The following is a 19,549-nucleotide window of genomic DNA, read 5'->3' on the forward strand; positions in this document are numbered from 1 at the left end:
GGGTCCGGATACCCTCACCCCCACCCTCTCCCGGAGGGCGAGGGAGTGTGGCTCACAGCTCCTCGAGGAACTCGTCGTTGTACGTGTAGCGGCTGAGCCGCTTGACGAGCGCCTCCATGGCCTCCACGGGCTTCACCGCGAAGAGCATCTGGCGCATCTTCTTCACCTTCTCGTACTCCTTGTGGGTGAAGAGCTTCTCCTCCTTGCGCGTGCCGGACTGGCCGATGTTGATGGCCGGGAAGATGCGCTTCTCCGCGAGGAACCGGTCCAGCGTCACCTCGGAGTTACCGGTGCCCTTGAACTCCTCGAAGATGACCTCGTCCATGCGGCTGCCCGTGTCGATGAGCGCCGTGCCCACGATGGTCAGGCTGCCGGCCTCCTCGGTGGCTCGCGCCGCGCCGAAGATGCGCTTGGGCCGCTCCAGCGCGCGGCTGTCCACGCCGCCCGAGAGCGTCCGGCCCGAGTTGTCCACTTCCTTGTTGTAGGCGCGCGCCAGTCGCGTGATGGAGTCCAGGAGGATCATCACGTCCTTGCCGCTCTCCACCAGCCGCCGCGCCCGCTCCAGCGCCAGCTCGGCGATCTTCAGGTGGTCTCCCGTCGGCCGGTCCGAGCTCGAGGCCAGCACCTCGGCCTTGATGCTGCGGCGCATGTCCGTCACCTCTTCCGGGCGCTCGTCGATGAGCAGCACCATGAGGTGGATTTCCGGGTGGTTGGCCACCACCGCCTGGGCAATGCGCTGCAACATGATCGTCTTGCCCGTCTTCGGCGGCGCCACGATGAGGGCGCGCTGGCCCTTGCCGATGGGGGCGATCAGATCCATCACCCGCGTCACCATCTCGCGGTGGCCGTTCTCCAGCTTGATGCGCTCCACCGGATCCACGGAGGTGAGGTCCGCGAAGTGGGGCTGGCGGCCCACCTGATCCAGCGGACGGCCGTCCACCTGCTCCACGCGCTGGATGAGGCCCTTGTTGCCCTTCGTCTGCGCGAGCGCGTGGAGGTACTGGCCCGAACGCAGCCGGAGCTTCTGCACCAGGTTCTTTGGAATCTCCGCGTCGTCCGGCGAGGGCAGCAGGTTGCGCTTGAGCTGCCGCAGGTAGGCGTTGGGGCCCTTCGCCTCGGTGTCGAGCACTCCTTCCACCGGCGTCAGCGAGGGCTGGGGTGCCGGCTGATGCTGCCTCGGCTGCCCACCCTGGTGGTGCCCGTGCTGACCGTGCTGAGCCTGCTGTGGCGGCTGCTGCTGCTGCTGGGCCTGCTGCTGCGCCATCCGCTGCTGGTACTGCTGCAGCTCCTGGGGCGTGAGGAACACCTGCTGCGGCTGGCCGTCCGGACCGGCCACCATGCGGTAGGCCTGCCCTTCCGGGGTGAACTGCACCTGGGCACCCCTGCGGCGACGGCGGCGGCGGCGGCGGCGGCCTCCACCCTGGCCGGGCGGGCCACCCCCGGGCTGTCCCTGTCCAGGGGCCGAGCCCTCGCCCTCGTCGGGGCCGTCATCGCCCTCGTCATCGCCATCGTCCAAGTCCGGGGGCGCCTCGGCGCGGGCGGCCATGGGGGTCGGGAGGTCTCGGGGATCGCGGTTGTCGGTTTCGCTCATGGGTCTACGGAGTTCGGCGCGTCCCCTGGGAAGAAGTCCCCGGCCGGAGGCGCACGAGGTACGGCGGTCTGTGGGACAGAAGCCCGACGCGGGATCTTGGGGACAGCTCGCGCCTGGCACGAGCTACCCGCCGACCGAACCGCCGGCCCCTGGAGCGTCCCGGCGGACTCGAGGGCCCACCGGAAAGCGCTCCACAACATTAACAGAGGACCCGCCGGGCGCCTGGAGAATTTCGCCCTCCGTGTCCTCTTGGAGACGTCAGCGGACCCGCAGGGTGTAGGGCTGGACGGCCTTGAGGCCCGGTTCCAGCAACCAGGGCGAGTCCAGGCCCGCCTCGCGCACGAGCGCCCGCACCCCCGGCGGCAGGGCGGGTTCCAGCACGGGGCCCAGGTTCAGTTCGGGAAGGGCGGCCTCGCTCACCCCGGGCTCTCCGCCCGGGGACGAGAACAGCCCTCGCGCGTCGCCCTCCATCACCAGGTCCAGCTCCTCCCTTGCGGGCACTCCGGCCCGCTTGCGCGCCGCCTCCACCGCGTCCATCAGGCCCCCCATGCCGTCCACCAGGCCGCGCTCCTTCGCCGCGGTGCCCGCCCATACCCGTCCCCGCGCGATGGCATCCACCTTCGCCTTGTCCAGCTTCCGCTCCACGGACACCTGGGTGATGAAGTCGTCGTAGGCCGAGTCCACCCAGGCCTGCATCGCCTTCTGCTCCGCCTCCGTCCACGGCTGCCACAGGCCGAGCACGTCGGCCATGGGCGCCCGGCTGATGGTCTCCTGGTTCACCCCCAGCTTGTCGCCCAGCAGGCCGCGCAGCGCGGGCTTGTAATAGAAGACGCCGATGCTCCCCGTCAGGGTGGTGGGCGAGGCCCAGATTTCATGGGCGCCCAGGGCGGCGTAGTAGCCACCCGAGGCCGCCACGTCCCCCATGGAGGCGACGACGGGCTTGTGCTTCCTCGCCTCCAGCACGGCGCGGTACATCAGCTCCGAGGCCAGGACGTCCCCGCCGCCCGAGTCCACCCGCAGCACGATGGCGGCCACCTTCGGATCCCTCTGGGCCCGCTCCAGGGCGAGCGCCACCGTCTCCGCGCCGGCGATCGCCTCGCCCCCCAGCGGAGCCTTGCGGCTCTTCCCTCCGGCGATGGTGCCCAGCACCTGCACCACGGCGATGCGGCGGCGCCCGGTCCAGCGGCGCTCCCGCTCGTCCCTTGGCGCGTAGGTGGGGTCGTACGAGGCCCCGGGCACCAGCTTCTTCAGCTTGTCCTCCAGCTCCTCGGGCAGCAGCACTCCGTCCACCAGTCCCAGCTCCCTGGCCTGGGTGGCGGTGAGGATGCCGGCACCCCAGGCCTCCCGGAGGCGCTCGGGGGTGATGCGGCGCGCCTTCGTCACCGCCGCCACGTCATGGGCCACCTGGGTGTCCAGGTAGGCCTCGATCGTCTCGCGCTGGGCGGGACTCATGTCGCGGCGGGTGAGCTGCTCGGGGGCCGTCTTGTACTCGCCCACGCGCGCCACGTCCCAGGTGACGCCCAGCTTCTCCATCGTCCCGCCCAGGGTCGTCACGTGGGCGGACAGGCCGTTGATGAGCAGCGACGAGGAGGGCAGGGCGTACAGCTCGTCCGCCGCCGAGCCCACGAAGTACTCCAGGTCCCCCACGCTGTAGAGCACCGCCAGCACCTTCTTGCCGGCCGCGCGCATCCGCAGCACCGCCTGGTGCAGCTCCTCGGCCTTCCCCCAGTCCACGCCCGGCAGGCCCGACACCTTCAGCACCACGCCCTCGAGCCGCGGATCCTTCGTGGCCTCGTGCATCCACCGCGTCAGCCGCAGGTACGGATCCGGCTCGGAGAAGCCGAGCAGTGACAGGGCTCCGCCCCGCTCCCTCAACTCGTCATCCAGGTCCAGCATGGCCACCGAGCCCCCGCCGAGATTCAGGGGCGCGTACTTCTGGCCGGAGATGCGCACCGCCACCACATGATCCGATCCGCCGCCCTGGGCGCCGCCACCGGCGTAGGTGAGGCCGAAGTGCGAGCTGTCCAGCGTGGCGGCCAGTTGCAGCGCCACGGTGCGGTCACCCCCGAGCCCATGCGAGAGGCCCGCGCCCAGTCCGAAGCCGGGCACGATGGCGGCCTGCACCGTGTACGTGAGGCGCCCTTCGTCCCAGGCGCCCTCCGCGGCGAGGTAGTCCGCGCCCAGCGTCACGCGCTCGCCGAAGGGCCGCACGCCCACGGCCAGGCTGTAGCTGCGGGGCAGGGTGTAGGGCCCCTCCTCGGGAGCGTTCACGTCCTTCACCACCGCCGCCACGGAGAGGAAGCGCGTGGGGCGCACGGTGAGGCCCAGGTCGATGCCGTACAGCCTGTCCAGCGAGGCATCGCGCGAGGAGAGGTTGTGGTAGCCCACGCCCAGCGACAGCCGCCGGGAGCCGAGCGCCAGGCCGAAGGACGTCTTGCGATAGTCCGGCAGCCCGCGCCCGCGCATCCACTCCATGCTGAAGCCGGCGCCCAGTCCGCCCAGCGTCGTGCCCAGGTAGACGCCGTCACCCAGCTGGTCGCGCACGAGGTTGCGCTCGTGCAGGTAGAAGAGCTGCGGGGGCCCCACGAAGCGCAGGCCGGCGGGGTTGACGGAGAGCGCGGTGGCTTCGTCCACCAACGCGGCGGAGGTGGGGGGCAGCGTCACCCCGCGCGGCGGCGTGGCGGGTTGGACGATGAGCCCCGTCTGTGCGAGCGCGAGGCCGGGGAGCAGCAGCAACAGCGAGAGGGCACGCATGGCCCTCCAGACTGTAGGCGCCGCGCTCCGGCGTACAAGCGCCGCGTCTCACCAATCTTCGGTACCGTTCACTCCCTCCAGCGGATCGCCCTTCTTGGACTTCTTCTCCTGATCGCGCCGCTTGCCGCCGCGGTCCTCGCGGTTCCACTCCTCCATGCCGTGGCTGTTCTCCAGTGGATCCGAGGACTTCACCCGCTTCTCCGCGCCGCCCTCTGCATTGTTCAGCAGGTGATTGACCAGCCGGGCCATCTCCGACTTGAGCTGCCCGAACTCGTCGCCCTGCAGCACGATGCGCCGCACACCGAGCCGCTTGCCGTCCTTCATGTCGAACAGGCCCAGCACCAGCTCGGTGGTGCCGCTGTCCGGAATGTCACGCACCGTGCCCACGAAACCCCGCTCCAGCCCGAGCGCCTTGCCCAGCCCGGCCACCGCCTGGCTGGAGGTGGCGTTGGCGCGCATCACCTCGTTGGCCACCGTGTCCAGCCGGGCGTCATAGGCCTTGTAGTCGTCCGTGGGCTGCAGCGCGGCGCTCGCCTCCACGTCATCCGGGCTCACCTCGAGCAGTTGCCCGTACACGCGGAAGCCGGGGCGCTCCAGGCGCAGCAGGTGCTTGCCCACCGGCAGCGTGGACACCGTCACCGGGGTGTAGCCCTTGAACTCGTTGTCGATGTAGACGCGCGCCCCGGCCGGACGGGACTTCACCGTCGCCCCGCCGCGCAGCGCCGCGTGCACGCCCGTGGCCACCTGCACCCGGAGCGAGATGAAGTCGCGGCTGTAACGCTTGGTGTCCAGCTCGTAGGTGGGGTTGAGCGCCATCAGGTCCAACAGCGCCAGCTTCGTCTCCTCGACGTCTCCGCGCTGGTGCATCACCGCGGCGTAGAGGGCGGTGGCGTCACACAGCGGATTGCACGAGGCCGTCATCGCCGGGGCCGCCTTCTGCAGCTCCTTCAGGGTGGCGCGGATCTTCAGCTCCGCCTCCTCGTACTGCTTCTTGTCGAAGGCGGCGACGCTCTCCTCGAGCCCCTGCTTGCCCCGCTTGAGCGCGACCAGCGCCTCGTCGTCCTGTGGCAGGCCGAAGAGATCCTCGGGCTTGCGCAGGGTGTAGCCCTGGAACTCGGTCAGGGCCTCGTTCATGTAGCTCTCCATCTTGGGACCGCTCGACTCGGCCGTGGGGTCCATGGGGACGAGGAGCGAGGCGATGCGCTGGGGCTTGGGAGGCGGGGGAGCCGCCAGCGCGAGGGAGGGGAGCAGCAGAAGCACAAGGGCTTTCATGACGTGGACCTCGGGGAAGGGCCGTGAGGGGTGCTACCAACCAGCGCCGAAGTTGCCGAGCCGGATGCCCAGGGGTTTCTGGGGCTGGGACGCCAGCAGGATGCCCGCGGTGGTGGCCACCGCCACCCCGCCCACCGCCGCCCAGAACCAGGGCTTCTTCATGACAGCGGGCAGGGCCACGGGCAGCGAGGGTCCAGACACGTGCTGGCCGGTGAGGAAGGCATGCACCTGCTGCACGGCGGAATCGCGGCCGCGGGGCTCATCGGGATGGAACTTCACCCCGCGCAGGCGGTTCTTCTGCCGCACATCCCAGGCATACAGCACGGCCTCGGTGCGGCCGCGGCTGTCCTGCTCCACCCGGGCGAGCACCACGTATCGCGCGCCGAGCTTCTCGCCGAGCTCCGCCACTCCGGGCGGGAGCGTGTCGGACGTGAGCGACCGGGAGGAGGACACGTTGGCGGCCAGCTCACGTACCGCGGCGAGGCCCGGGGTGGGCTCCAGCGTGGGCCGCAGCTCGCCGCGCTGGGAGGGTGCCACCTGCTGGAAGACGCCGAAGGGGACGTAACCGGGGAGGGTGAGCACCACCGGGTGGGAGCCGGGCGCGAGCTCCACGTCCTTCAGCGGCGTGGTGCCGAGCTTCTCGCCCTTCACGGCCACCTGCGCGCCGGAGGGCACGGAGTCGATGGCGAGCGTGCCGCGCGGCTGTTGGGTCAGGGCCGCCTTCGCGGCGTTGAAGGCATCCTGTACGTCCTGCCCGAAGAGCTCGGACTCGGGCGGGCGCGAGGGGGCCATGAGGTGCGCCCGGGTGAAGGCCTCCCGCGCTCCGGCGGTGTCTCCGTTGAGCAGCCGCGAGGCGCCCAGGAACACGTAGACGCGGCCCAGCCGCTCCGGCTTCGTCTCCACCGGGTGGCGCTCGTAGAAGGCCGCCGCCTCGGAGAACTTCTTCGCCGCGGCCTCCGGGTCCAGGTTGTCGTAGAGCTCCTTGCCCTCGTTGAAAAGGGCATCGCCCTGCTCCAGGGCGGCGGGAGGCGGGGGCGGGAAGAGGGTTCCGAGGTCCACCAGCCGCACGTCCGCCTGGGCACCGAGCGCGGCTCGCAAGTCCGTCTCGACACGGATGGCGGACGGGGTGGCGTCGGGTTTGGAGGGGACGGCCAGCACCGCGACGTGGCCCGCCCAGGTAGGGGGGGCGGGCTGGGCCGCTGGCGCCGGATGGGCGGAAGCGGTTTCCCCGGGAGCGGCCGGGGCCGGCTCGAGCGTCGTCTGGGGGGCCACGGGCGCATCCGCGGCCGGCGGGGGCTCCTCGCTGTCGGGAGTCCCGGTGGACTCCGGGGCGGGAGCATTCTGCTCGGCGGCGGGCGCTTTCTTCTTCGCCTTCCGGGCCGAAGCGGACGAGTCACGGCGGGGAGCGGCCTCGGTGACTCCGGAGGCAGTTCCCAGCAGCAGCACGAGCGAAAGGGCAAGGGGGGTCTTCAATCGCACGGGGCATGATGCTAGCCGAGCCAGGGGCCCGCGCACCATGCCCCGCCTGGGGCTGCTTGGGTCCTACACGTCCAGGTCTTCGACCTCGTTGGCGCTCTCCATGATGAACTTGAAGCGCGCGCTGACATCCCGGCCCATCAGATCGTTGATGACCTGATCGGTGAGGAGCGGGTTGTCGATGGTCACCTTCAGGCTCTGGCGGAGCTTCGGATCCAACGTGGTCTCCTTCAGCTCGTCCGGCGTCATCTCCCCCAGACCCTTGAAGCGCATGACGCTGGGCTTGGCGTTGCCCCGGGTCTTCTCGCGGATGATCTGATCGCGGTGGACCTCGTCGAGCGCCCAGTACGTCTCCTTGCCGATGTCCACCCGGAAGAGGGGCGGCTGGGCGAGGTAGATGTGCCCCTGCTCGATGAGCGGGCGCAGGTGCCGGTAGAAGAAGGTGAGCAGCAGCGTGGCGATGTGGTTGCCGTCGCTGTCGGCGTCCATCATCAGGAAGATGCGGCCGTAGCGCAGCTTGGAGATGTCGAAGTCGCCGCCGATGCCGCAGCCCAGGGCGCTGACGATGTCCGTGAGCTCCTTGTTGCCCACCACCTTGTCGGTGGAGGCCTGCTCGGCGTTGAGCACCTTGCCGCGCAGCGGCAGGACGGCCTGGGTGCGCCGGTCCCGGCCCTGCTTGGCGCTGCCACCTGCGGAGTCACCTTCCACGAGGAACAGCTCGCTCTGCGCGGGGTCGGTCGAGGAGCAGTCCGCCAGCTTGCCCGGCAGGTTGAGCCGGTGGCTGACGGCCGTCTTGCGGCTGATGGCCTGGGAGGCGGCGCGGCTGGCCTCGCGGGCGCGGGCGGCCAGCGTGATGCGGGCCACCACCGACTCGGCGATGGACTTGTTGTCGTTGAGCCACTTCTCCAGCGCGGGGCGGATGACGCCGTCCACCTGGCCCGCCGTCTCCGGGTTGTTGAGGCGCCCCTTCGTCTGGCCCTGGAACTGTGGCTCCACCACGTAGGTGGAGAGGATGACCGTCATGCCCTCGCGGATGTCCTCCGCGGTGAGCGTGACGCCCTTGGGCGCGATGTCGTGCGTCTCGATGTAGTTGCGCACCGCCTTCACCACGGCGCTGCGCAGACCCGCCTCGTGCGTACCGCCCAGCGGCGTGGGGATGCCGTTGACGTACGAGCGGATGTGCTCGTCCGTGGCCTCCGTCCACACCAGCGCGGCCTCCAGGCGCACCCCGTTGTCACGCGAGTGGTAGAAGATGGTGGTGCTGCCCGACGGCACCACCGCCTTGCCCCGCTCCGCCACCACCTTGGTGAGGTACTCGGCGATGCCGCCGTCGTGCTTGAACTCCTCCTTCACCGCGGGCGTGGCCGTCTCGTCCTTCCAGACGACCACCATGCCCTTGTGCAGGTAGCTCTTCGCCTCGAGCCGCTCGCGGATGAGCTTCGCGTCGAACTTCAGCTTCTCGCCGAAGATCTCCGGATCCGGCTCGAAGGTGGTGGAGGTGCCGGTGCCCCGCGCGGGGCCCTCGGCCTTGAGCGGCGTCTGGGGCTTGCCGCGGCCGTACGTCTGGACGTGGCGCTTCCCGTCGCGCTTGATCTCCACCACCATCTTGCGCGAGAGGGCGTTCACCACCGAGCTGCCCACGCCGTGCAGACCGCCCGAGTGGATGTAGTTGCCCTGCTCGAACTTACCGCCCGCGTGAAGCGTGGTGAGGATGATCTCCACCGCCGGCTTCTTGTACTTGGGCATGATGTCGATGGGGATGCCTCGCCCATCGTCGGTGATCGTCACCGTGCGGCAGTCCTTGTGGAGGGTGACTTCCACGGTGGACGCATAGCCGTTGATGACCTCGTCCACCGAGTTGTCGAGGATCTCCCACAGCAGGTGGTGATAGCCCGTGCCGTCGGTGCCACCGATGTACATCGCCGGGCGCTTGCGGACCGGCTCCAGGCCCTCGAGGACCTGGATGTCGGCGCCCGTATAGGTCGTCTTCTTGGTCGTCGCCATGACAGTCTCCGGCTATTCCTTCTTCTGCTCCGGCAGCGGGATGTAGAGGGGCGCGCGCGCCACCTCCTTCACCGCGTCCTTGCGCGACATCTCGTGGCCCTTGCCACCGCGGCCCGTCACCTCGAACCTGCCCGTGTGCAGGACGAGCTTGCGGCCCTTCTGCGTCTCGAAGGCGACCCCCGCCTCCTTGTTGCCCGCCGGGGCCACCACGAAGTCCACCACCCGGTCTCCCTCGTCCACCTTGATGACGGTGACGCCCTTGCCCGGGCCGGCCAGCTCGTTGATCTCCGCCACCTTGCACACCAGGGCGGCGGTCCGCTCGGTGAGCACGCCCACCAGGTCCTTGTCCTCCACCGGCTGCACGCCGACGATCTCATCGCCCTCGCCCGTCTTGGCGTAGCGGCGCCCGGCGCGGGTGGAGAGCTCCAGGTGCGGGGCCAGTGGGAAGCGCATGCCCATGCCGTGCCGGGTGACACCCAGCAGCTTCTCTGGGCGCCACAGACGGGTGTCGAGCGACAGCGCGGCGACAATCCGCTCGCCGTCGTCGAACTTGAACAGCTTCTGCACCGGGTCGCCGTACCCCGTGGAGGCCGGCACGTCGTTGAAGCGCGTGACGTAGGCGGTACCGAAGTTGCTGAAGAGGACCAGGTTCGCCCTCAGGCTTCCGGCGAGCACCGTCATCACGGCATCGCCCTCGCGCAGACGGGTGGAGGAGGGATCCTTCACCTCGCGCACGCGCTTGATCCACCCGTCGCGGGTGATGACGACATGGGCGTCCTCGTCGGCGATGAGCGCCTCGGCGTCGAAGGTCATCTCCTCGGCACCGCCGCGGCTCACCTTGGTGCGGCGCTTCTGCATGCCGTAGGCGGCCTTCACCTCGGCCAGCTCGTCCTTCACCGTGGCCCACAGCCGCGGGTTGCTCTTGAGCAGCGCCTCCAGCTCCTTGATCTGCTTGCGCTTCTCCTTGAGCTCGTTCTGGACCACGAGGATTTCCAGGCGGGCCAGCTTGTAGAGCTTCATCTCCAGGATGGCGTCCACCTGGATCTCATCCAGCTTGAAGCGGGCAATCAGCTTCTTGGCGGCGTCCTGCTTGCCCTCGGAGGCGCGGATGATGCGGATCATCTCGTCCAGGGCGTCGTAGACCTTCTCGAAGCCCTCGAGGATGTGGACGCGCTTCTTCAGCTCGTCGAGCTGGTACTGGATGCGCCGTTTGATCACCTGCAGGCGGAAGTCCAGGAAGTACTGGAGGATCTCCTTGAGCCCCAGACGCTTGGGGGTGCCCACCTCGGGGTTCTCCGGGTTGGGCACGAGGCAGGTGAGGTTGACGTTGAAGTTCGTCTGGAGCGGCGTGTTCTTGTACAGGTACGCCATGGCCAGCTCGTGGCTGGCGTCCTTCTTGAGCTCCAGGACGATGCGCACGTCCTTGGTGGACTCGTCGCGCACGTCCACGATGAGCGGCAGCTTGCGCTCGCGGACGATCTCCCCGAACTTGGCCACCAGCGTGGACTTGTTGACCGTGTAGGGGATGGAGGTGATGACGATCTGCTGGCCGCCCTTCTTGAGCTCCTCCAGCTCGTACTCGCCGCGCAGACGCACGCTGCCCTGGCCCGTCTCGTAGATCTCCTGCAGCTCCTTCTGGGAGTTGAGGATCTCTCCGCCGGTGGGGAAGTCCGGACCCTTGACCCACTTGAGCAGCTGCTTGACGGTGAGGGTGCTGTCGTCCACGAGCGCGGTGAGCGCGTCGCACAGCTCGGCCAGGTGATGGGGCGGGATGTTGGTGGCCATGCCCACGGCGATGCCCGTGGTGCCGTTCATCAGCAGGTGGGGAACGCGTGAGGGCAGGACGATGGGCTCGGTGCGCGTGCCGTCGTAGTTGGGCCGGAAGTCCACCGTCTTCTGGCTCAGCTCGTTGAGGAGCTCGTCGGCGAGCTTCTCCAGACGGCACTCGGTGTAACGGTAGGCGGCGGCGGCGTCGCCATCGAGCGAGCCGAAGTTGCCGTGGCCGTCCACGAGGGGGTAGCGCAGGGAGAAGTCCTGCGCCATGCGCACGAGGGCATCGTAGATGGCGGTGTCGCCGTGCGGGTGGTAGGGGCCCATGATGGCGCCGACGACCTGGGCGCACTTCTTGTACTTGGCGTCGTGCGTGAGGTTCAGGTCGTTCCACATCCCGTAGAGGATGCGGCGCTGAACGGGCTTGAGGCCGTCACGCACGTCGGGCAGGGCGCGCGAGGTGATGACGGAGAGGGCGTAGTTGAGGTAGCGGCGGCGGGCCTCATCGGCGAGCGCGGCGGGCGTGGCACCACCGCCACCGCCTCCCGCGGCCGAGGCGGTGCCATCGCCACCGCCGCCCGAGGCCCCCTGCTTCTTCCGCGTCTTGTTATCCGCTTGTGCGAGCATGCTCATGTGTTCAGGTCAGGACCGTCCGTATCCCTCTAAAACGCGGGGCGCGGCTCGCGCACTCCGGGCCCGGGACGGAAGGTGATGAGCCGGCGGGAGTACCACGGCCCACTGTGAAAGGGAACAAATTCGAGGGTTTGCAACGCCTCGGGGGTGGGGTTTCTATACATGTGTTCAGTGGTTGGGGCCAGAAAATCGAGTGATGAAGGGCCTTCGAGGTGGGGTCGTCACGCTCGTCTGCCTGGGTTGGGACCGGGACGAGGGGTGGGCGTGGGGCCGTACCGGGGGTGGTGTCCGACGACCATGGGGGGATACTGCCTCGGGGGTCTGACACAACCTGCGTGGTTCACCTACCCGGCAGGACCCCGGGCGAGCGGAAGAGCGTGAGCCCGGGCCTTCCACTGTCCTACCGGGGAGGCATGCCATGTCCGTGCGCGCACGGGGGGCGGGCGGGCACGGACATGCTGCTCATGCACTGCTACTTGCTCTCGCCTCCGACGCGCTGGCCGCCCTGGCGTGCCGTGCCCCAGCCGCCGCGGCGGAAGATCATCACCTTGCTGTTGTTCGCACTGCCGCTGAGCATGCCGGGGATGGTGCCCTGGAGCGCCTTGCCGCCGGGCGGGTGATACACGACGCGCGCCTTGCGGCCCGAGGGCACGTTGTTGCTCGCGTCGATGAGCAGGAACACCGTGTTGTCCTCGATGTGGACGCGGTCGGAATCGCGCCGGTGATCCAACTCGGCGATCAACTCGCCCTCGTCCACGGTGCGGGCCCCATCCGCGAGTTGCCTCACCTTCACACGCAGGTAGTTGTCCGAGCTCGCGCCGGACATGTCGCGCGTCCCCTGGACGATGATGGCCAGGTCCGCGCCGTTCTCGGGAGCCTTGTCGGAGAGCTTCAGGCCCGAGCGGGGGTTCGCATCCGTGTCGATCAGCACCGTCGCGTTGGCGCAGCGCGAGCCGCACTCCTGTCCGAAGGGGGGCTTCTGGAAGCGCAGCCGCAACGCGAAGTCGCCCCCCTGGGGGCCCACGGACGCATCCACCACGACGGGGCGCTCCTCGTCCGCCGAGGGCGTATGCCGGAAGGTGGCCCGGTCCTTGGCCATGGCGCTCGTGGCGAGCAGGGTGAGGGCCAGGGGGAGCAGCGGTCTCTTCAAGGGTGTCTCCTCGACGGGGGAAGGGAGGGGGGGCCATTCAAATGCGAAGCGCTGTTCCTCCTCAAGAGAGGCCCCCAGGTTTGCTCACGACGCATACACTGGAGGGCTGGACGCCGTAATGCAGTGCGCCGCCTGGAGGATTGCCCATGGAATCTCTGTACGTGCGCCAGTTGAAGCTCGGGTCGATGGACAACTTCGTGTACCTGGTGGGCCCGAAGGACTCGGACGAGGTGCTGGTGGTGGACCCCGCCTGGGACGTGCCCGCCATCGAGAAGGCCCTCGTGGAGGACGGCAAGCGCCTGGTGGGCGCCTTCGTGTCGCACTGCCACGGAGATCACACCAACGGGATACCCGAGCTGCTCTCGAAACATGACGTCCCCGTCTACGCCCAGCGCGCCGAGGTGGACTTCTCGGTGGACCTGCGCGAGCTGGCCTCGGGGGCGCTGCGGCCAGTCGGGCCGGGGGACACCCTCACGGTGGGGGGGCGGAGCTTCCAGGCCCTGCACACCCCGGGGCACACCCCGGGCTCGCACTGCCTGCTGGCCCAGGACGCGCTGGTGTCGGGGGACACCGTCTTCATCAATGGCTGTGGCCGGTGCGACATGCGCGGGGGCGACCCGGAGGCGATGTACCGCTCGCTGTCCCAGGTGTTGCTCAAGGTGCCGGACAGCACCCGGCTCTTCCCCGGGCATGACTACGCGAGCGTACCGGTGGCGGCCATGAGCGACGTGCGCCAGCACAACCCGTACTTCGCCTTCCCGGACGTGGCCTCCTTCGTGGCCTACCGGATGCGCCCGAGGCGCTGAGCGCTCCTAGCGGCGGCTGGAGGTCAGCGAGTAGCCCAGGCCCTCGGGGCGCGCGGCGCGCAGGGACCAGCGGGCGAAGAGGCCGAGCAGCGCGAGCGAGACGAACGACCAGAGCGCGGCCCAGGCCCACGAGGGCACGGGGGTGAGGTGGGCTAGCCGCGCCGCGTCACTGACGGAGCGGGCGGCGCCGTTCCACAGGTCCGAGCGCAGATCGAACGCCACGTAGAGCGCGGAGAAGGCGGCGAGCAGGAGGTTGAGCATGTCCACGCCCCCATCCGGGAGGTACTTCGCCGCGAGCCCCAGCACGAGCGCGGTGCCCATGCAGAAGGCCAGGGTGAGGCTGTCACCCGCGTAGAGGACACCCATCACCGCGAGGCCCACGCACGCGGAGGCGAGCACGAGGCGGCGCATCCGGAAGCGGTAGGTGGCCAGCAGCAGGAAGGCTCCGGCGAGCGCGCTGCCCACGTAGCCGGCGGAGTACACGGCCACCTGCGCCATCAGGCCCTCGGGCAGATGGGACAGGCAGGCACTGGAGTCGGTCGTGGCCAGCGTGACGCGGTCCACCGCGCCCCCGGCGAGCAGGGTGGCGAGTGCGTGACCTCCCTCGTGCATCATCACCACCAGCAGCTTCAGGGGCCACACCACGGGCGAGTCCCAGAAGTACCAGCCCGCCCCCAGGAGCACGAGGAGAAGGGCCACCCGGCCAAAGTCCAACTTGGAGCCGCTCGAGGTCTGCATCGCGGGTCCCAGAACACGCCTGTTCCCGGGTTCTTCCAGGGGCCCACCGTCCCTTCCGTGGACGGCAGGAGGGAGGGCAGGCGTCACGGACGTCCAAGACGGTCGCCTGCGGGCGGAAGACGCGGTAGGGAGGGGGCACGATGAAGAAGACGCTCCTGCTCCTTTCTCTCGTGGCTGCCCCGGCCTTGGCCGGGGAAGGGAAGTGGACCCCCCAACAGGTCCTCGAACTCGACCCGGCGTGGCTCAAGGCCCAGGGGCTCCAGGTGCCGCCCAAGCGGCTGTGGGATCCCAAGCGGGGCACGGGCCTGCTGGCCGGCGCGGTGAGCGTGAGCGGCTGCTCGGGCGCTTTCATCGCCGAGACGGGCCTGATCATCACCAACCACCACTGTGTCTTCTCCATCGTCCAGGAGCACAGCACGCCGCAGCGCGATCTCCTCGCCCAGGGCTACCTCGCGAAGAGCCGCGAGGAGGAGCTGCCGGGCAAGGGCTCGCGCGTCCTGGTGCCGCGCGGCTTCACGGACGTGACGAAGGAGATGTTCGCCGCGGTGCCCGAGGGCGCGGACGATCTCGCGCGCAAGAAGGCCATGGAGCGCAAGGAGAAGGAGCTGGTCGCCGAGTGCGAGAAGCGACCGGCCACGCGCTGCCGGGTGGCCAGCTTCGATGGCGGGGTGCAGTTCGTGCTGTTCGACTCGGTGGAGCTGGCGGACGTGCGGCTGGTGTACGCGCCGCCGCGCGCCGTGGGCGAGTTCGGCGGTGATGAGGACAACTGGATGTGGCCGCGCCACACCGGTGACTTCTCCATCATCCGGGCCTACTCGGCGCCGGACGGCTCGGCGGCGAAGTATGACGTCAAGAACGTGCCCCACAAGGCGGAGTTCTTCTTCCCGCTGGCCACCCAGGGCGTGAAGCCGGACGACTTCGTGATGGTGCTCGGCTACCCCGGCACCACCTTCCGCGCGCTGCTGGCCGAGGACATGGCCGAGCGCCAGTCGCGCTTCTACCCGCGCGTCATCGACGTGTACGGCGAGCTCATCCGCATCCTCGAGGAGGAGGGCGAGAAGGATGCAGCGGGGAAGATCGCCGTGGCCTCCAACCTCAAGGGCATGCGCAACCGCTACAAGAACGCGGGCGGGCAGCTCGCGGGGCTCAAGCGCGGACGCATCGTGGAGAAGCAGCGCGAGGCCGAGGCGGCGGTGGTGGCCTGGGCGGAGAAGCGCAAGGAGCACGCGGGCGCGCTGAAGGCCCGCTCGGAGCTGCTGGCGCTGCACGCGGAGAGTGCGAAGACGTTCGAGCGCGAGTTCCTGCTCGACGCGCTGCGCATGGCGCCCAAGGGCTCGTCCCTGGCGCTGGCGCTGGCGCGGCTGTCGCAGGAGCGGGCGAAGCCGGACCTCGAGCGCCGGCCCGAGTTCATGGAGCGCGAGCTGCCCCGGCTGGCGGACCGGCTGGAGCGCGAGCAGAAGAACTACTACGCGGCGGCGGACAAGCGGATGCTCCTCGCGCTGGTGCGGCGGGCGCAGGCGCTCGGCGAGGGCGAGCGCATCGCGGCGATCGACAAGCACTTCGGCCGGACGTACGCGGAGAAGGACGTGTCCGCGAAGATCGACGCCCTGTACGCCAGCTCCAAGGTGCTGGACCTGGCCGAGCGCCAGAAGATGGCCGGCGAGACGGAGGCGCAGCTCCGGGCGCGGAAGGATCCGCTGCTGGACTTCGGCTTCGACCTGGCGGCGGAGGTGGTGGCGCTGGACGAGCTGAGGGATCGGCGCGCGGGAGCGAACGTGCGGCTGATGCCCCCGTGGCGCCGGGCGGTGATGGCGCACGCGGGCAAGCCGGTGGCGCCGGATGCCAACAGCACCCTGCGGGTGTCGTTCGCGAAGGTGAAGGGCTATGCGCCTCGGGACGGGGCCTTCTACACGCCGCAGACGACGCTGACGGGCGTGATGGAGAAGCACACGGGCCAGGCGCCCTTCATCGTGCCGGACAAGGTGGCCGCCGCGGCCGTGGCGAAGAAGTACGGACCCTGGGTGGACTCGCGGCTGAAGGACGTGCCGGTGAACTTCCTGGCGGACGCGGACACCACGGGCGGCAACTCGGGCAGCCCCACGGTGAACGGCAAGGGCCAGTTGGTGGGCCTCAACTTCGACCGCGTGTGGGAGAACGTGGCGAATGACTTCGGCTACAACCCGGACGTGGCGCGCAACGTGAACGTGGACGTGCGCTACGTGCTGTGGATGCTGGATCAGGTCGAGGACGCGGACGGGCTGCTGCGCGAGCTGGGCGTGCGCAAGGGTCCCAAGGCCCAGGAGCGGCGCTGATGTCGGACGGGGCCGGGAGCAACCCACCGCCCCTTCCGGTCTTCGGACCGGAGGAGAAGGTGTGCGGCAACTGCAAGCTGTGGGCGGCGCACTCGGTGGATCACCGGGGCTGGGTGGGCGTCTGCCGGTTGCAGGCGGAGCGGGGGCTGTTCCCGCCCTCGGCGCCTCTGTGCAACAAGTTCCTGCCCCGGGGCGTGGCCGCGAAGGCCCTCCCGGACACCTCGCGGCGCGAGCGGACGGTGCGCGGCGTGGGGCCGGTGGTCCGGAGGCGGGAGCGGGATCCGAACGAAGTGGTGGACCTGGAAGGCCTGGAGCTGAACATGACGCGCGCGGAGTTGATGGAGCTGATCCGGGAGGCGGTGGGCGAGGGCGGTGAGGCGCCACCCCTGGCCAACAAGTGGGAGGGTGGCAGCATCAAGCTGGTACCCGGCAAGGCGGACGTGCAGGGCAAGGACCTGCCCATCGACGCCTTCTTCCACAAGATCGTCATGGTGCGGGACAAGCTGCGGGTGATGGAGCAGAAGCTCAACGCGCACCCGAAGCTGACGGACGCCGAGAAGGTGGAGATGCAGAGCTACATCACCCGCATCTACGGCTCGCTGACGAGCTTCAACCTGCTGTTCCGGGACAAGGAAGACCACTTCGTGGGCTCCAAGTCGGAGGACTGAAAAAGAAGAGGTGAGGGTGCCACGTGTCCCATGTTCCAGACACGCGGCCCCTCACTTCACCCCCACGGCCTCACGGCTGCTGACCGCGCTCCTCCAGCTCGGCGAGGGCGCGCTGCCGGCCCCGGTGCAGGGCGCTTTTCACGGTGCCCTCCGGGATGCGCAGCATGGCGGCGATTTCCGGGTAGCTGTAGCCGCGCATTTCCCGCAGCCACAGCACCTGGCGCTGCTGCTCACTGACCTTGTCCAGGGCCTCCTCGAAGTGACGCTGCATCTCGATGCCCACGGCGTGGGCCTCGGGGGAGGCCGGGCTCTCGGGCTCGTGCTGCAACCGCTCGCGGCGCTTGCGGGCCCGCAACCAGTTGATGCTGCTGTTCACCATCACACGATGCAACCACGTGGAGCACGACGAGCGGCCGTCGAAGCCGCCGGGGCGTTGGGCCAGCCGGGTGAAGACATCCTGCACCACATCCTCCGCCTCGTCCGCATCACCCACGATGCGGCGTGCGATGGCCAGTGCCCGTGTGCGGTACTGGCGGTACAGCTCGGCGAAGGGAGGAAGGGCAATGACCGCGGCATCCATCATGTGTGCCTCCTGAACACCCTCATCGGGTGTCTGGAGGTTGGAACGAATGGGCCGCGAAAAGGATCTAAAGGGTGTGGAAGCCGGGAGCGGACCTACTCCGTCTCCTCTTCCTGGCGGGTGAGGCCCCACTCCTTGAGCCGTTTGAAGAGGGTGGAGCGGGCCACGCCCAGCTCACGCGCCACGCGCTCGCGGTTGTTGTTGCAGCGGCGCAGGGCGGCCTCGACGATCTGCCGCTCCAGCTTGAGGAGCATCTGCTCCAGCGTCATGCCGGGGGGCAGCTCGGGGACGGACACGCCCGTCTCGCGGTTCACCTCCTGGTCGAAGGTGATGTCCGGGGCGTCGATGGCGGCGCCCTTGCGCAGCAACAGGGCGCGGTGCACCACGTTGCGCAGCTCGCGGATGTTGCCGGGCCAGGCGTGCTGCTGGAGCCGCTCCATGGCTTCGGGCGTGAGGCGCACCGTCTGGCCCCGGGGCGAGTACATGCGCAGGAAGTGCTCGGCCAGTCCGAGGATGTCACTGCGCCGGTTGCGCAGCGGGGGCAGGTGCAGGGGCACCACGCACAGGCGGTAGTACAGGTCCTCGCGGAAGCGGCCGTCGCGGGACGCCGCCAGCAGCTCCCGGTTGGTGGCGGCCACCACGCGCACGTCCACGTTGGAGGGCTTGCTGGCACCCACGCGCTTGATCTCCCCGCTCTCCAGGGCGCGCAGCAGCTTGGCCTGGAGGTCCACGGGCAGCTCGCCGATCTCGTCGAGGAAGAGGGTGCCGCCGTCGGCCTCCTCGAAGGCGCCCTTGCGTGCGTTGGTGGCGCCGGTGAACGAGCCCTTCTCGTGGCCGAACAGCTCGCTCTCGATGAGCTCCTTGGAGATGGCGGCGCAGTTGACGGGGATGAAGGGCTTGTCGGCGCGCTGGGAGCACGTGTGGAGGGCGCGGGCCACCAGCTCCTTGCCGGTGCCGGACTCGCCGAGGATGGTCACCGCCGCGGAGGACGGGGCCACGCGCTCGATGAGGTCCACGAGCTGCTTCACGGACGGATCCGCGCCGATGATGCCGTGGAAGGACAGCTCCTTGCGGGCCGGGGTGACGGACTCGAGGACGAGCTCCGTCTGGCCCAGGCGCAGCGTGGTGGGCAGCCCCACCTGCACCTCGAAGACGCGCACCGGGCCCAGCCAGGTGCCGTTGGTGGAGTTGGTGTCCAGCACGTGGAAGTGGCCATCGCGCCGGGTCACCTTGAGGTGGCGGCTGGAGATGAACGAGTCCTGGATGACCAGGTCACAGGACGCATCCTTGCCCACGGTGAAGCTGTCGGCGTTGAGCTTCTGGACGGTCTCGTTGGAGCCCTGCCGGATGCGCACCTGGGCGGGCTGCCAGCGCGAGGTGGAGTCGCGGGGCTGGAGCTCCGTGCGGTCACCCACCTCGGTGGCGGCGTCGGACTGGCCGCCGCCGTGGAGCCGGAACACGGCGCGCCACTGGCCGAGCGTGATGTCCGCGCCATCGGCCAGCTCGCCCTTCTTCATGGAGGCGCCGGCCACCTGGGTCCCCTTACCCGACAGGTCCTCCAGCGTGCAGCGCTCACCGTCGAAGACGAGGGCCACCTGCCGGCGGCTCACCTCGGGGTCGGGGATGACGACGTCGCTCTTCTCGCCGCGGCCGAGCACCATGCGCTCGCGCCCCAGCCCCACCCTCAGCACCTCCTCGCCCCGACGAAAGAACACCAGCTCCGGCATCGAACCCTCCCTGAAAAGTCAGTTGCGGGGACACTCCTAATCCGTGGAGCGACCGGCATGCAACCACC

Annotated in this window: 13 protein-coding genes; 3 read left to right on the forward strand and 10 right to left on the reverse strand. The window is 69.5% G+C overall.

All coding sequences use genetic code 11. The features are described 5' to 3' along the window. Positions 1-52: 52 nt before the first annotated feature. From rho to Q664_RS14810, 7 genes are all read right to left on the reverse strand, one after another. Entirely contained in the window at positions 53-1,591 is a 1,539-nt protein-coding gene (gene rho, locus Q664_RS14780) for a transcription termination factor Rho (RefSeq protein WP_075207435.1), read from the reverse strand. Between the two features lie 258 nt (positions 1,592-1,849). Further along, positions 1,850-4,345, reverse strand: coding sequence for a signal peptide peptidase SppA (sppA, locus tag Q664_RS14785; protein ID WP_043394935.1), 2,496 nt, complete (start codon positions 4,343-4,345; stop codon positions 1,850-1,852). Positions 4,346-4,393: 48 nt separating this feature from the next. Continuing rightward, positions 4,394-5,617: a PEGA domain-containing protein gene (locus Q664_RS14790; protein WP_043394937.1), complete on the reverse strand. Its 1,224-nt coding sequence runs from the start codon at positions 5,615-5,617 to the stop codon at positions 4,394-4,396. A 33-nt stretch (positions 5,618-5,650) separates the two neighbouring features. Then, positions 5,651-7,090 (reverse strand): PEGA domain-containing protein, encoded by a 1,440-nt coding sequence (locus Q664_RS14795; protein WP_160174411.1) that lies wholly within the window; start codon positions 7,088-7,090, stop codon positions 5,651-5,653. A gap of 69 nt (positions 7,091-7,159) precedes the next feature. Beyond that, the gene (locus Q664_RS14800) at positions 7,160-9,097 is read right to left on the reverse strand and encodes a DNA gyrase/topoisomerase IV subunit B (RefSeq protein WP_043394939.1); all 1,938 of its coding nucleotides are present in this window, start codon (positions 9,095-9,097) and stop codon (positions 7,160-7,162) included. A gap of 12 nt (positions 9,098-9,109) precedes the next feature. Continuing rightward, positions 9,110-11,494, reverse strand: a complete 2,385-nt coding sequence (locus Q664_RS14805; RefSeq protein WP_043394995.1) for a DNA gyrase/topoisomerase IV subunit A — start codon at positions 11,492-11,494, stop codon at positions 9,110-9,112. Positions 11,495-11,972: 478 nt separating this feature from the next. Further along, entirely contained in the window at positions 11,973-12,650 is a 678-nt protein-coding gene (locus tag Q664_RS14810) for a hypothetical protein (protein WP_043394940.1), read from the reverse strand. A 146-nt stretch (positions 12,651-12,796) separates the two neighbouring features. On the opposite strand from Q664_RS14810, the gene Q664_RS14815 reads away from it, so the two are divergent. Then, a complete protein-coding gene (locus Q664_RS14815) occupies positions 12,797-13,456 on the forward strand; it encodes an MBL fold metallo-hydrolase (RefSeq protein ID WP_043394942.1) in 660 nt (219 codons plus the stop codon). Positions 13,457-13,462: 6 nt separating this feature from the next. On the opposite strand, the gene Q664_RS14820 is transcribed toward Q664_RS14815, so the two are convergent. Then, positions 13,463-14,194: a M50 family metallopeptidase gene (locus Q664_RS14820; protein ID WP_043394944.1), complete on the reverse strand. Its 732-nt coding sequence runs from the start codon at positions 14,192-14,194 to the stop codon at positions 13,463-13,465. Positions 14,195-14,334: 140 nt separating this feature from the next. Here Q664_RS14820 and Q664_RS14825 point away from each other — a divergent pair, with 140 nt between their 5' ends. Both Q664_RS14825 and Q664_RS14830 read left to right on the forward strand, forming a co-directional pair. Beyond that, a complete protein-coding gene (locus Q664_RS14825) occupies positions 14,335-16,506 on the forward strand; it encodes a S46 family peptidase (RefSeq protein WP_043394946.1) in 2,172 nt (723 codons plus the stop codon). Next, complete coding sequence (locus Q664_RS14830) at positions 16,506-17,174, forward strand: hypothetical protein (protein WP_043394949.1); 669 nt, start codon at positions 16,506-16,508, stop codon at positions 17,172-17,174. Before Q664_RS14825 ends, Q664_RS14830 begins: the two co-directional genes overlap by 1 nt. Before the next feature lie 70 nt (positions 17,175-17,244). Here Q664_RS14830 and Q664_RS14835 read toward each other — a convergent pair whose 3' ends face one another. Together Q664_RS14835 and Q664_RS14840 are read right to left on the reverse strand one after the other, a co-directional pair. Next, complete coding sequence (locus tag Q664_RS14835) at positions 17,245-17,754, reverse strand: RNA polymerase sigma factor (RefSeq protein ID WP_043394998.1); 510 nt, start codon at positions 17,752-17,754, stop codon at positions 17,245-17,247. Between the two features lie 95 nt (positions 17,755-17,849). After that, complete coding sequence (locus tag Q664_RS14840; protein ID WP_043394952.1) at positions 17,850-19,481, reverse strand: sigma-54-dependent Fis family transcriptional regulator; 1,632 nt, start codon at positions 19,479-19,481, stop codon at positions 17,850-17,852. Positions 19,482-19,549: the final 68 nt, after the last annotated feature.

The organism is Archangium violaceum Cb vi76 (assembly GCF_000733295.1).
GTDB classification, from domain to species: Bacteria; Myxococcota; Myxococcia; order Myxococcales; family Myxococcaceae; genus Archangium; species Archangium violaceum.